Here is a 13,678-nt window from a genome sequence, read left to right as displayed (position 1 = left end):
GCCTGCCAACCACGGCGAGTCCGTGCGAACGGTCGCCGAGCGCCGCCCGGGCCGCGGTCGGCAGGGCGTACGCGGACCAGTCCGCCGGTGCCCCGCCAGGTCCACGAGCCGGCCCAGCCGCTCCCCCGCCGCGCCTGGCTCATCCAGCACGCCGTGAATCCCGCGCAGGACCGCGAAGGCCGCCCAACCCGCTCCATCGCGGGCCGGACGGCCTCTCACCGAAGCTGATCAGACGCTGAAGCGGAATCCCTGCCACATGGCCGTGACCTGCAGCGGAGCTCCTCTCGGGCCGGTGACCAGCAATTTTCCCGCTTTACAGCGTTGGCCTCCGAGGAGTGTGTACGAGCATCCTGCGGCCTCTCCGGGGACTCCCGGGCACCGCCCTGCCGTGGTCACCGAGCACTGACCGAGCCGGCCTCGTGCGGCCGCCCCCCTCGCGACCGTGTCCCGCTCGCCACGCGCCACCCGCCCCGGCCCTCTTCTCCCGGCCCCGCCGGAGGCGCTCCGCAGCACGTGGCACCGGCGCACGGCGAGGGCGACGGGCGGCCGCGTCCCGAAGGCGCCGGCGTCGGATGCCACGCCCTACAGGGTCGGCACGCCAAGGCGATGGTGACGTGGGTCACTCCCTCGAGCTTCCGGGCGGCCACCTCCCCCGCACCGCGACTCGTCTCCGGTCCGCTCCAGCAGCAAAAACGCAACAGCTAGGGCGCGCAGCCTGACTGCGCACTGGTCACTCGTGCGGCGACGGCCCCCGTTAGTGCCCCGCTTCAACCCGTGCGCGCTGCTAGGTTTATGACGCCCCGACAGTAGAGGACGCCGGAGGATGCACGCGGCAACAGACTACGCCAGGCTGCGCAGCAGCACTGCGCGTAGCCACCTCATGCTGGTGCCGACAGCCACGTACACGTTCAGCCGGCCGAAGTGAGACACCCGAGCGAGGAGTTCCCAGTGGAGAGCACGGATGCGCACGGCCCCGCCGCAGAGGTCGTCGACCGACTGTGGCGGGCGTATGCACCCTTTCAGCGGGGCCGGAGCACGGACCGCGACCTCACCGCGATGCTCGCCGTCCTGCTGCTCGCGAGGTTCATCGACTCCACGAACGACCCGGGTGACGAACTGGTCAAACGGTGGTCCAGGGCCGTTGCGGAGGCACAGACCGGGTATCCACCGCTGAGGGACCTGAATGACGCGCTCTTCCTCGCCTCCAGGCACGACCGCTTTCCCGTGCTCGCACCCTGGAATCCGGAGAATGTGTTCGCCGGCAAGGGCGAGGCGGAGGACCTGCCATGGGTGGCGGCCTTCCTCGCCGCGCTCCAACAGCCCCCCACAGCCGCCGAGGCCGGACTCGAAGAGGTCGCCGACCTGCTCCTGGAACGGTACGTCGCGGAGAGCACCGCTCAGACGGGCGAGTACCACACGCCGCGCACACTCACGCGACTGCTCGCGGAATCCCTGTCCCCCCAGCCCGGCGATCGTGTACTCGACCCCGCGTGCGGCACCGGGGGGGTCCTGGCCGCCGCCGCGCGGCACATCGCACAGCGGGGCCACGTTGGCGGTGCCTCGTTCGAGGGTTACGCCATGGATCACCGCAACCCCCACCTGGCCATGATGAACCTGGCCCTGCACGGGATCGAACGGCCCCTGGTGCGTGCCTCCGATCCCGGGTCGCTCTTCCGGAGTCCGGGCAACGGCATGGCCGAACTCGTGCTGTGCAACCCACCGTTCAACCAGCGCGTCCAGGGCCTGGAACACCTCGACTGGCCCTTCGGTCCGCCCCCCGAGTCGAACGCGAACTTCGCCTGGATCCAGCTCGCGTGGACCAGACTCAGCGAGAAGGGGAAGGCGGCCCTGATCATGCCGTCGGGCGCCGCCTCCGCACGCGGTCGCGCAGCGGAGATCCGCAAGGCGATACTGGCCGCAGGCGCGCTTCTCGCCGTTGTCGCACTACCGGCCGGCCTCTTCTCCCACACGACGGTCCCTGTGCACCTCTGGCTGCTCGCCCGTGACAAATCCCGCCACGCCCCCGTCGGTGAAACCGAGTCCGTCCTCTTCATCGACGCGAGCCAACTCGGCACGCAGGCTCCGCGCCGAGCGTGTGAACTCGGCCCGGCGGACAGGGACCGCATCAGCGGCCGGTTCCACGCCTGGCTGCGGTCTCCCCGCGCGACCCCCGACGAACCCGGATTCTCCTGCTCGGTCCCGTACGACGAGATCCTGGAGAACGACGGCTGCCCCCTTGACCCCCGGCTGTACGTGGCGCCTGCCCGGGAGCAGCCAACCGCAGCGCTGGACACACGCCGCCTGCTCGACGAGCTGGTGGATCGCGCCGAATCGACAGTCGGCGCGACGGTCCGCCTCTGCAAGAGCTTCGATCGGAGCGAGCGGGTGGCGCGCGGCGAGACGGAAGCCCCGCGTGTGCCGCTCCGGCGCCTGGTGGAGGGCACCGCGGGAGGGCTGCTCGACGCCCCGGGCCTGCTGATCGCGGGACCGTCGGGAAGTCTGATCCGCGCCGACGACTACGTCGACGTCGGCGGCGTCCCCGTGGTGATGCCCAAAGACCTGACCGGAAGTGGCTTCAGCACTGCGAGCATCCGGTGCATCAGCGAGCGACAGGCCATGGGGCTGGAGCGCTTCCACCTCCGCCCCGGCGATGTCGTCCTGGCGCGCCGGGGAGAGCTGGGACGAGCCGCCGTCGTCCGTGAGGAACAGAATGGCTGGGTATGCGGCACAGGGTGCTTCCTGCTGCGTCCCCCCGTCGGGCTCGACGCCGACTACTTCGCCGCGTACCTGCGGGGTCCCGAGGCACGTACGTGGCTGGAGGCCCACTCCACGGGGAGCATGAAGATGAAGACCATCTCCCTCGACGTGCTCCGTGAGCTGCCCGTGGTACTGCCCGGCCTCGCCACCCAGCAGGCGATCGCCGACACGATGCAGCGGCTGGACGAACACGAGCGCCTGCTGCGCGAACAGCTCGCCCTGACGCAACGCATCCGTCATGACGCGCTGGACGGAGGCATCGTCCCCACGCCATAGGCACTCGCGGCCGTGGCGAGGCGTGGATCGGAGGCTCCGGAGGAGCACCCGGCTCGCCGCCGCCGCAGCCGCTACCGTGAAGCCATGACCGCACTACCCGACTGGATGCGCCCGCCCCGCGCGGAAGGCTGGTTCGCGGAGGACCTGGATCACCTCCCCGAGGCACCGCGCCACACGGAGCTGATCGACGGAGCCCTCGTATTCATGATGTCGCCCCAGCGGTCCTGGCACGGCCGCCTCGTCACTGCCCTGACCACCACGCTCATGGCGCAGGCGCCGGCCGGCGTCGAGGTCGAGCGCGAGATGACGATCCGCCTCGATGCCCGCAACCGCCCCGAGCCGGACCTCTTGCTGACGGACCTGCCCTACGATCCCGACCGCACTTGGTACGCCCCCGATGACGTGAGCCTCGTCGTGGAAGTCGTCTCCCCCGAGTCCGCCCACCGCGACCGCACGGTCAAGCTCCGCAAATACGCGGAGGCCGGCATCCCGCACTACTGGTGCATCGAGGACGAGGACGGCGCACCCGTCGTCCATGTGTACGAGCTCGACGAACCAACGGGCGCCTACGCGCCCGCCGGCATCTTCCGGGACGCCCTCCAGCGCCCGGTGCCCTTCGAGATCAGTATCGATCTCGACAAGCTCACGCCTCCCCGGAGCGGCTGAAGAATCAGCACCAGGTCAGCACCTGAACGTGGAAGAGGCCGGACTCGCCGGAGCCCGGCCTCTCCTGAGCCGCATGGTGACCGAAGATCTCGCGAGCGGTATCGAGATGACTACACGTTGAAGCGGAATGCCTGCGGTCCGATCCTGACCTGCGGCGGAGCCCCGTCCAGGGCTCTGACCTGGGGTTTTCTGGTTGGCATGCGTTGGCTTCCGACGGCCGTTCACGGGTGTCCTGCGGACTGCCTGCGGACCGGAGGACACCCTCACTCGGCCGACATGAGCCTCTCGTCCGTCATACCCAGACGTGCCTGTTCCTCCTCGACGATCCGACGTGCCAGCTCGGTGTCCGACACGTCGACCGCGTCCGGGGTGGCTTCGGCCACGACGCTGCGGCGGGCGTAGGCATCGAACAGGCGCGTCTTGGCTTCCAGCATCTTCACCATGCGTTCGTCCACGCCCCCGGTGGCGAGGAGACGGTGCACGCGAACCGGCCTGACCTGGCCCATACGGTGGGCCCGGGCCACCGCCTGATGTTCGACGGTCGGCTTGATCTGGGGTTCGCAGATGACGACGACGGAGGCGGCCTGCATGTTGAGGCCGACGCCCGCTGCCTGGATCTGCCCTAGGAGCACCGCCGGGCCCTGGACACCGGCGAAGTCGTCGACGATCTCCTGGCGACGCTGGGCCGGGACGCCGCCGGTCAGCGGACCGAACACCGGAGTGGCCCTGGCGGTTCCGGCCGTGAGGGCCTCCTTCACCACGCCCAGGACGTCCTTGAAGTTGGAGAAGACCACCGTCTTCTGCCCGTTCTCGCCGGCCTCCCGAACGATCTCCCGGAGCCGGTCCAGCTTGGCCGACTTCTCGGGGCGCATGTACGCGGCCCTGCGCATGGCCATGAAGTTGCCCGCGCGCACGGCTTCGCGGTATGCCTGCTCGTCCGAAGCGCTCAGCTCCTCCCACTCGTCGGTCTGCTGAAGGCTCGGGAGTTCCGTCAGCACGTCCTCCTGGTTGCGCCGCAGGTAGACCGGGGCCACAGCCTTGCGGAAGGCGACCGATCCGGCCAGCGCGTCCCGTTCACCGAGGGAGTCCGCGACGTCGCCGTCGAGCATCCGGACCAGGTTGCGGAACTCCACGACCCGGTTCTCCATCGGGGTCCCGGTCATGAAGAGGCTGCGCTCACAGCGCTCCGTCCACAGGGCGACCGACTGAGACCGCTTGGTCTTCGGGTTCTTCACGGAGTGCGCTTCGTCAACGACGAGGAGTCCGACCTCCCCACCGCCCGGCGCCGGAAATCCGCGCAGTGCGTCGAATGTGGTCACCCCCACCCCACCCCGCCCCTTCCAGTCGGCGAACGCGTCGTGCCGGTCGGGGCCGTGGAGCACCATGACGCGCAGGGCGCTGCGGGCCTCGATCTCCCGAGTCCAGTTCACGAGGACGCTCGCCGGGCAGACGACCATGAAGTGGCTCTGCCCCTCGGCAGCCAGGTGGGCGAGGACGGCGATCGCCTGGATGGTCTTCCCGAGGCCCATCTCGTCGCCGAGTACCACCTTGCGCTGCGCAAGCGCGAACCGTGCGCCGAACGACTGGTAACCGCGCAAGGAGACCCGCCGGTGCGTGTCGTCGAGGTGCTGGGTCCGTACCCGCTCCGCAATCTCGTCCGGCAGAAAGCCCTCTGCGGCAGCCGCGTCCGGCAGCCGCCCGGAGATCTCGGCGAGCAGGCTGTAGTACTCGGCGGAGCGGAGTTCGAAGTCCACCCAGGCCGCGACGTCGGACGAGAGCCCCCGGAGCAGGTCCACCGACGCCTGGGCGAGCAGCTCGGGCAGGCCGGCCTGCTCCGCCTCGTCCACCAGCGACCGGGTCTCGGCGACCGCCGCCCACGCGCGAGCCTTCTTCTCCCGGCCGGCCAGCAGTATCCGGACCCTTCCGGCGGCGGGCCTGGCGTCGGCCAGCAGCGGACCGAGCCGTTCCGCCAGGACGGTGGCCTTGTCGACCGCACGCCGGGCGTCCGGGCCTGCCTCCACCAGGACGTGCAGGGCCACGACGAGCGCGGTGGTGCGCGGTTCCGGCCGGTCCACGTCGATGTGGACGGCCACGGTCTCGTGCACGGCCTCGGAGAGCCGGCGGGCGGCGGCGAGCATCTGGTCGACGGTGCGCTGCCCTACACCGGGAATCTGCCGCAGCCGGTAGGGGCCCGCTTCGAGAACACTGCCCACGGTGCGCAGTCCGCTCTTCTCGACGCTCCCCAGCCGCAGCCGCCCTTCGGTGACGTCCTGCAGCCGAGTGACGGGTATGGCGTCGAGCTCCCGCTTCACCGCCGCATCATGGATCGGCTTCAGTGCCGCCCGTACCGCCTCCACTGCCCTTCCATGGTCACCGACCACTGCCTGCGCCGCCTCGTACAGTCGCGTTCCCCCTGCGACTGTGTCCCGCTCGCCACGCCCCACGCTTCCCGCCCCTCTCCGACCCTCCCCGCATCTTTCCACCGCCCACACGGGGTCTCGACGGGCATTCGCAGCTCCCTGCCGATCGATCGAACCTCGGGGCAGTCATGCACACCCCCAGACTTACGACCACCGGTAGGATCGGAACCATGAGCGGTAGTAGGAAGTATTCGATCAGCCTGCCCGAGGATCTCGCCGAGGCCGTACGCGCCCATGTCGGGCCCGGCGGTTTCTCCGCCTACGTCGCCGAGGCCCTCGAACAGAGGGTCGCCATGGACAAGCTGCGGGAGATCGTCGCCGACTTCGAGACCGACAACGAAGCCCTCACCCGCGAGGAGGTCGAGGCCGCCCGGGCGCTGCTGCGCCACGACCACCGGCAGGCCGGAGGGGCCGCCGCCTGATGCCCGGCACCCTCCTGCTCGACAGCGAAGGACTCTCGAAGCTCTACCGCAAGGACCGCACCGTGGTGGCCCTGGTCCAGGCGGCGGCGGAGGAGGGCGTCCGAGTCGCCACCAGCGCCATGACCACGCTCGAGGCCGACTACGAGCGCATTCACCCGGCCCGCATCAAGTGGATCCTCTCCCGCGTCGACGTCCACGACGTCACCAAGGAGATCACCGACCGGGCCGCAGTCCTCCTTCGCACCCATCACCTTCACGGCCACAAGTACGCCATCGATGCCGCTCTCGCCGCCATCGCCCGCGATGCGCCCCAACCGGTCACCGTCCTCACCTCCGACCCCGATGACCTGACGCTCCTGTGCGGCCCCTCCGTGGAGGTCGTCAAGGTCTGAGACCGCATCGCGGGATCGGGGACCCACTGCGGACACACAGCTGTGCCCGACCCACCAACAGGAGGGTCGGGCACAGGTATTGACATAGCATCAGACGTTGAAGCGGAACTCCACCACGTCGCCGTCCTGCATCACGTAGTCCTTGCCCTCCATGCGGGCCTTGCCCGCCGCGCGGGCCTCGGCGACCGAGCCGGTGGCGACCAGGTCGTCGAAGGAGATGACCTCGGCCTTGATGAAGCCCTTCTGGAAGTCGGTGTGGATCACACCGGCCGCCTCGGGGGCCGTGGCGCCCTTCTTGATGGTCCAGGCGCGGGACTCCTTGGGGCCGGCCGTCAGGTAGGTCTGGAGGCCCAGGGTGTCGAAGCCCACGCGGGCCAGGGTGGCCAGGCCGGGCTCCTCGGCGCCGACGGACTGGAGGAGTTCGAGGGCGTCCTCCTCGTCCAGCTCGGCGAGGTCCGCCTCGAGCTTGGCGTTGAGGAAGATGGCCTCGGCCGGGGCGACCAGGGCACGCTGCTCGTCCTTGAACGTCTCGTCGGTCAGCTCGTCCTCGTCGACGTTGAAGACGTACAGGAACGGCTTGGTGGTGAGCAGGTGGAGGTCGTGCAGGAGCTCCGCCTTCTCGCTGCCCTGGAGGATGCCCTGCGAGAACAGGGTGTCCCCGCGCTCCAGGATCGCCTGGGCCGCCTCGACGGCCGCGACCTTCGGCCCGATGTCCTTCTTGATCCGCGACTCCTTCTGGAGGCGCGGCAGGACCTTCTCGATCGTCTGGAGGTCGGCGAGGATCAGCTCGGTGTTGATCGTCTCGATGTCGTCCTTGGGCGAGACCTTGCCGTCGACATGGACGACGTTCTCGTCCTTGAAGGCGCGGATGACCTGGCAGATCGCGTCGGACTCGCGGATGTTCGCCAGGAACTTGTTGCCCAGGCCCTCACCCTCGGAGGCGCCGCGCACGATGCCCGCGATGTCGACGAAGTCGACCGTCGCCGGCAGCACCCGCTGCGAGCTGAAGATCTCGGCCAGCTTGGTGAGGCGGGCGTCGGGGACGCCGACGACGCCCACGTTGGGTTCGATGGTGGCGAACGGGTAGTTGGCCGCCAGCACGTCGTTCTTGGTCAGGGCGTTGAACAGGGTCGACTTGCCGACATTCGGCAGGCCGACGATTCCGATCGTGAGCGACACGTTGGCGACTTCCCTAGAAGTGTGGATGGTGGGCCGATCCCCCAGTTTACGGGCGTGTCGCCGCGGGCGACGACGGCAGCCGGACGGGGTACCGCCGGAGGCCGGGAGACGAACTCCACGCCAAGGTGGCCCCAAAGGCGTGTCCCATGCCCGATTCCCGGGTCCCGGCGACCTACGTTGTCAGGGTGGAGCAGCAGAGGAACACTCCCCCGCAGCGCCGGCGGCGACCGCAGCCCCCGGTCCTGCCCCAGGGCACGCTCGTCGAGGGCGCGGCCGTCCCGGTCGGGACCCGGCCGGGACGGCCGGCAGGCCGGCCGTCTGGCGGGCCGGGTCCACGGCCCGGGCGGCCGGGCGGGCCCCGGCGGCGGTCCGTGCCGCCCGTGGTGCTCACCCTGCGCCGGCTGCCGGGCGCCCGGCTGACCGGGCTCGGCGGCGGGCTGTTCGCCGCCGCCGCGATGTTCGTGATCGGCTGTCTGGACTGGCTGCTGTTCGACGGCTCACCGCTGGTGTACGGCCTGCTGTTCCTGCCGGTCAGCGCGCTGACCGCGCTGTGGGTACGCGGTGCCGACCTGGTCACGGCGCCGATCAGCGTACCCATCGCGTTCGCCGTCGGAGTCGTACCGATCGCCGGTGGCACCGGTGGTCTCGGTGGCCGGATCATGGCCGTGGTGACCGCGCTCGCCGTGCACGCCGGCTGGCTCTACGGCGGGACCCTGATCGCCGGTGTGATCACCTCCGTGCGGAAGGTGCGGCTGATGGGGCGGCGGCAGCGGGCCGCTGCCGCCGCCCGGGTCGCCCAACGGCGTACGACTCCCTAGGGCGGTCCCCCGGGGCGCCCTCCGGGGGACCACTCGGGCCACTCCTCACCACCGCCCCCCCGGGACCGGCCCCTCGGGACCGGCACCCCGGAAACCCGCTGCCCGGCGGTGCCGTGGCCGTCAGGCGCCGGCGTCGGCGCGGGCCGCGGCGGCCATCGCCGCGCCCACGATCCCCGCGTTGTTCTGGAGCTGCGCCGGGACGATCTCGGCCCGGATGCCGGTGAGGAGCGGCAGGAACTTCTCCGCCTTGCGGCTGACGCCGCCGCCGATGATGAACAGCTCCGGCGAGAACAGCATCTCCAGGTGCGCCAGGTACGCGCGCACCCGCCGCGCCCAGTCCTCCCAGCTCAGGTCCTTGTCCTCCTTGGCCTTCGTCGAGGCGCGCTTCTCGGCCTCGTGGCCGTCCAGCTCCAGGTGGCCGAGTTCCGTGTTGGGCACCAGCCGGCCGTCGACGAAGAGCGCGCTGCCGATGCCCGTACCGAAGGTCAGCATGATCACGGTGCCCTTGCGGCCGCGCCCGGCGCCGAAGGTCATCTCGGCGAAGCCGGCGGCGTCGGCGTCGTTCAGGACGGTGACGGGGGCGCCGTCCAGCCGGCCGCCGAGCAGGCTGGCGGCGTCGACGCCGATCCAGTTCTTGTCGACGTTCGCGGCCGTACGGATGGTGGAGCCGGTGACGACACCGGGAAAGGTGACGCCGACCGGGCCCGACCAGCCGAAGTGGGCCACGACCTCAGCGACGCACCCCGCGACACCGTCGGGTGTCGCGGGGTGCGGGGTCAGTACCTTGTGGCGGGGCTCGGCCAGATCACCGCGTTCCAGATCCACGGGAGCGCCTTTGATCCCCGACCCGCCGATGTCCACTCCAAAAACGTTCATGGACTCAACGTTACGGGGCGGCGCCGGCGGTCACCCCCGCTCTTCGAGGGGTCACCCCTGCTCGGAGAGGGCGGCCGCCTCGGCGCGCAGGTCGCGGCGGAGCTCCTTGGGCAGCGAGAAGGTGATCGACTCCTCGGCCGCCTTGACGATCTCCACGTCCTCGAAGCCGCGCCGCGCCAGCCACTCCAGGACGCCTTCGACCAGCACCTCGGGGACGGACGCGCCGGAGGTGACGCCGACCGTCGTCACGCCGTCCAGCCACGCCTCGTCGATCTCGTCCGCGAAGTCCACCAGGTGGGCGTCCTTCGCGCCGGCCCCGAGGGCGACCTCGACCAGGCGCACGGAGTTGGAGGAGTTCTTGGAGCCGACCACGATGACCAGGTCCGCCTCGGACCCCATCTGCTTGACGGCGGTCTGGCGGTTCTGCGTGGCGTAGCAGATGTCGTCGCTGGGCGGGGAGATCAGCCGCGGGAACTTGTCCTTCAGCTTGTCGACCGTCTCCATGGTCTCGTCCACCGACAGCGTGGTCTGGGACAGCCAGACGACCTTGGACTCGTCCCGTACGGTGACGTTCTCCACGTCGTCCGGGCCGTCGACCAGCGTGATGTGGTCCGGGGCCTCGCCGGAGGTGCCGATGACCTCCTCGTGGCCCTCGTGGCCGATGAGGAGGATGTCGTAGTCCTCGTTGGCGAACCGGACCGCCTCCTTGTGGACCTTGGTGACCAGGGGGCAGGTCGCGTCGATGGTGGCCAGCTTGCGCTGGGCGGCCTCCTGGTGGACGGTCGGCGCCACACCGTGCGCGGAGAACATCACGATGGAGCCCTCGGGGACCTGCGCCGTCTCGTCGACGAAGACGGCGCCCTTCTTCTCCAGGGTCTGCACGACGTACTTGTTGTGGACGATCTCGTGCCGGACGTAGATCGGGGCACCGTACTGCTCCAGCGCCTTCTCCACGGCGATGACCGCGCGGTCCACGCCCGCGCAGTAGCCGCGGGGAGCGGCGAGGAGGACGCGCTTTTCGGTCGACGGGCGGGCAGGCGCAGAAGTCATGCTCCCATCGTAAGGGCGCGTGTGAGCGGCGCATGATCCGCCGGGTGGCCGACACTGAGGGGCATGGCCACCACCAGAGCGACCCGGGGGACGGAGCGGCCGGGCGGGCTGCGGCGGACCCTGGGTTTCCGCGACCTCGTCGTGTACGGGCTGCTCTTCATCGCCCCGATGGCACCGGTCGGCGTGTTCGGCACCCTGGACGCCAGGTCGCACGGGGCGGTCGCCCTGGTCTATCTGGTGGCGACCCTCGCCATGGCGTTCACCGCGTTCAGCTACGCCCAGATGGTGCGTGTGGCCCCGCGGGCCGGGTCCGTCTTCACCTACGCGCGCAAGGGGCTGGGGGAGGGGCCCGGCTTCATCGCGGGGTGGATGGCGGTGCTGGACTACGTGCTGATCCCGGCCGTCGCGTACCTGTTCGCGGGCATCGCGATGGAGGCGCTGGTGCCGTCGGTGAACCGGTGGGTGTGGACGGCGGCCGCGGTGGTGGTCACCACGCTGCTCAACCTGCGCGGCGTACGGACGGCCGCGCGGGTCGGCTTCGCGGTGCTGGCGATGGAGATCGCCGTGCTGCTGGTGTTCGTGGTGGCGGCGACGGTGGTGCTGGTGCGGGACGGGGCGCGACTGGCTGTCGCCGCTGACCGGGGACGCCGGCTTCTCGATGGCGGCGGTCCTGGGCGCGGTGTCCGTGGCCGTGCTGTCGTACCTGGGGTTCGACGCCGTCGCCTCGTTCGCGGAGGAGGTGACGGGCGGTTCGGCGAGGGTCGCGCGTGCGGTGCTGTGCTGTCTGGCGACGGCTGGGGTGCTGTTCGTGGCGCAGACGTACCTGGTGGCGCTGCTGGAGCCGGTGTCGTCGGCCCGGCTGGCGGCGGACCCCGGGCGGCGGGGGTCGGCGTTCTACGACGCGGTGAACGCGTCGGTGGGCGGCTGGCTGCACGACCTGGTGGCGGTGAGCAAGGCGATCGGTGCGGCGTTCGCCGCGCTGGCGGGACAGGCGGCGGCGGCACGACTGCTGTTCGCGATGGCCCGCGACCGGCGGCTGCCGCGGCCGCTGGCGCGTACGGACGGCGGGGTGCCCCGGGTGGCGCTGCTGCTGGCGGCGGGGGTCACCCTGGTGGCGGCCGTGTGGGCGGCGCGGCGCGACGACGGGATGGACCACCTGGTGTCGGTGGTGGACGTCGGGGCGCTGTCGGCGTTCGTCCTGCTGCACGCGAGCGTGGTGGGGTGGTTCGCGGTACGGCGTGGCCCGGGGGCGCCGCCGCACTGGCTGAAGCACGTGGTGCTGCCCGTGGTGGGGGCGGCGGTCCTGGTCGCGGTGATCGTGTCGGCCGCCGCCTCGGCACTGGTGGTGGGCGCGGTGTGGCTGGGAGTGGGGCTGGTGGTGCTGCTGGCGCAGCGGGTACGGGGTGGCCGCCGGGCGCCGGGACGGCCGGTGGGGTAGCCCGCCCGGGCCTCCGGCGGCGGGCGGCCCGGTGGAGTGGCCGGCGCCGGGGCGAGCGGCCGGGGCGGGCCGCCGGGGACGCGGGGCGGGAGCGTTGTCGTGGGCGGCGCGTACGCTCGCTCCATGGGTCTCAATACGTCTGCCGAAGCTCCCCTGCCCGTCGGTGAGGTGTCGCGGCTCATCGGGGGCTGGATCGACCGGCTGGGCGCCGTCTGGGTGGAGGGGCAGATCACCCAGCTGTCGCGGCGGCCGGGTGCCGGGGTCGTCTTCCTGACGCTGCGCGACCCGTCGTACGACATCTCGGTGAGCGTCACCTGCTACCGGCAGGTGTTCGACGCGGTCGCCGATGTCGTCTCCGAGGGCGCGCGGGTCGTGGTGCACGCCAAGCCCGAGTGGTACGCGCCGCGCGGCCAGCTCTCGCTGCGGGCGGCGGAGATGAGGCCGGTGGGCATCGGGGAACTGCTGGCCCGGCTGGAGCAGTTGAAGCGGTCCCTGGCGGCCGAGGGGCTCTTCGCGCCGGACCGGAAGAAGCCGGTGCCGTTCCTGCCGCAGTTGGTCGGGCTGGTCTGCGGCCGCGCGTCGGCCGCCGAACGGGACGTGTTGGAGAACGCGCGGCGGCGGTGGCCGGCCGTCCGGTTCGAGGTGCGCAACGTCGCGGTGCAGGGCGTCCACGCGGTGCCGCAGGTGGTACGGGCGGTCGAGGAACTGGACGGGCTGCCGGACGTGGACGTGATCATCGTGGCGCGCGGCGGCGGCAGCGTGGAGGACCTGCTGCCGTTCTCGGACGAACAGCTCGTACGGGCGGTCGCCGCCTGCCGTACGCCGGTGGTGTCCGCCATCGGGCACGAACCCGACGCCCCGCTGCTGGACCTGGTGGCGGACCTGCGGGCGTCCACGCCGACGGACGCGGCCAAGAAGGTCGTACCGGACGTGGGCGAGGAGCTGGAGCGGGTGCGCGCGCTGCGCGACCGGGCGCTGCGTACCGTGCGGGGGCTGCTGGACCGGGAGGAGCGCGGCCTGGCGCACGCGCTGGGCCGGCCGGTGATGGAGCACCCGCAGCGCATGGTCGACGAGCGGCGCGCGGAGGTGGACGCGCTGGCGGCGCGGAGCCGCCGGGTGCTGGGCCACCTGCTGGACCGGGCGGACTCCGAGCTGTCGCACACCCGCGCGCGCGTGGTGGCGCTCTCCCCGGCGGCGACCCTGGAGCGGGGGTACGCGGTGCTCCAGCGGGCGGACGGCACGGTGGTCCGTTCGCCCGGCGAGGTGGCGCGGGACGAGGAACTGCGCGCCCGGGTGGCGGAGGGCGAGTTCGCGGTTCGGGTGGACGGCGGGCCGGCGGCCGGTGATCGCGTGGACGGCGGCACCGCCGCCCCCCGCCCTTAGG

General features: G+C 71.4%; 10 protein-coding genes and 1 pseudogene. 7 read left to right on the top strand and 4 right to left on the bottom strand.

The window, feature by feature from the left end; translation table 11 throughout:
• The first annotated feature begins 948 nt into the window (after window positions 1–948).
• Together AB0H53_RS00655 and AB0H53_RS00650 are read left to right on the top strand one after the other, a co-directional pair.
• A complete protein-coding gene (locus tag AB0H53_RS00655; RefSeq protein WP_362104950.1) occupies window positions 949–3,033 on the top strand; it encodes an N-6 DNA methylase in 2,085 nt (694 codons plus the stop codon).
• Between the two features lie 84 nt (window positions 3,034–3,117).
• Window positions 3,118–3,699: a Uma2 family endonuclease gene (locus AB0H53_RS00650; RefSeq protein ID WP_362104948.1), complete on the top strand. Its 582-nt coding sequence runs from the start codon at window positions 3,118–3,120 to the stop codon at window positions 3,697–3,699.
• 263 nt (window positions 3,700–3,962) lie between these two features.
• On the opposite strand, the gene AB0H53_RS00645 is transcribed toward AB0H53_RS00650, so the two are convergent.
• A complete protein-coding gene (locus AB0H53_RS00645) occupies window positions 3,963–6,143 on the bottom strand; it encodes a DEAD/DEAH box helicase (RefSeq protein ID WP_362104945.1) in 2,181 nt (726 codons plus the stop codon).
• Between the two features lie 146 nt (window positions 6,144–6,289).
• On the opposite strand from AB0H53_RS00645, the gene AB0H53_RS00640 reads away from it, so the two are divergent.
• Window positions 6,290–6,541, top strand: coding sequence for a hypothetical protein (locus tag AB0H53_RS00640; RefSeq protein ID WP_018845686.1), 252 nt, complete (start codon window positions 6,290–6,292; stop codon window positions 6,539–6,541).
• On the top strand, window positions 6,541–6,933 hold the full coding sequence (locus tag AB0H53_RS00635) for a DNA-binding protein (protein WP_362104942.1): 393 nt from the start codon (window positions 6,541–6,543) through the stop codon (window positions 6,931–6,933). The genes AB0H53_RS00640 and AB0H53_RS00635 overlap by 1 nt, the downstream gene beginning before the upstream one ends.
• Window positions 6,934–7,023: 90 nt before the next feature.
• On the opposite strand, the gene ychF is transcribed toward AB0H53_RS00635, so the two are convergent.
• Window positions 7,024–8,112 carry a redox-regulated ATPase YchF gene (gene ychF / locus AB0H53_RS00630; protein ID WP_362104939.1) on the bottom strand — a complete coding sequence of 363 codons (1,089 nt, stop codon included), beginning with the start codon at window positions 8,110–8,112 and terminating at the stop codon, window positions 7,024–7,026.
• Between the two features lie 185 nt (window positions 8,113–8,297).
• On the opposite strand from ychF, the gene AB0H53_RS00625 reads away from it, so the two are divergent.
• A complete protein-coding gene (locus AB0H53_RS00625) occupies window positions 8,298–8,930 on the top strand; it encodes a DUF6542 domain-containing protein (RefSeq protein WP_362104936.1) in 633 nt (210 codons plus the stop codon).
• Window positions 8,931–9,050: 120 nt separating this feature from the next.
• Here AB0H53_RS00625 and ppgK read toward each other — a convergent pair whose 3' ends face one another.
• Window positions 9,051–9,806, bottom strand: a complete 756-nt coding sequence (gene ppgK / locus AB0H53_RS00620; RefSeq protein ID WP_362104933.1) for a polyphosphate--glucose phosphotransferase — start codon at window positions 9,804–9,806, stop codon at window positions 9,051–9,053.
• A 51-nt stretch (window positions 9,807–9,857) separates the two neighbouring features.
• Window positions 9,858–10,856, bottom strand: a complete 999-nt coding sequence (locus tag AB0H53_RS00615; RefSeq protein ID WP_362104930.1) for a 4-hydroxy-3-methylbut-2-enyl diphosphate reductase — start codon at window positions 10,854–10,856, stop codon at window positions 9,858–9,860.
• Window positions 10,857–10,919: 63 nt separating this feature from the next.
• Here AB0H53_RS00615 and AB0H53_RS00610 point away from each other — a divergent pair.
• Both AB0H53_RS00610 and xseA read left to right on the top strand, forming a co-directional pair.
• Window positions 10,920–12,294, top strand: a pseudogene (locus AB0H53_RS00610) (APC family permease).
• Between the two features lie 123 nt (window positions 12,295–12,417).
• Entirely contained in the window at window positions 12,418–13,677 is a 1,260-nt protein-coding gene (xseA, locus tag AB0H53_RS00605) for an exodeoxyribonuclease VII large subunit (protein ID WP_362104927.1), read from the top strand.
• The last annotated feature ends 1 nt before the right edge of the window (window position 13,678 follow it).

It is taken from the genome of Streptomyces sp. NPDC050856 (assembly GCF_040653855.1).
Taxonomy (GTDB): Bacteria; Actinomycetota; Actinomycetes; order Streptomycetales; family Streptomycetaceae; genus Streptomyces.
This window is presented reverse-complemented; position numbering and strand designations above follow the sequence as displayed.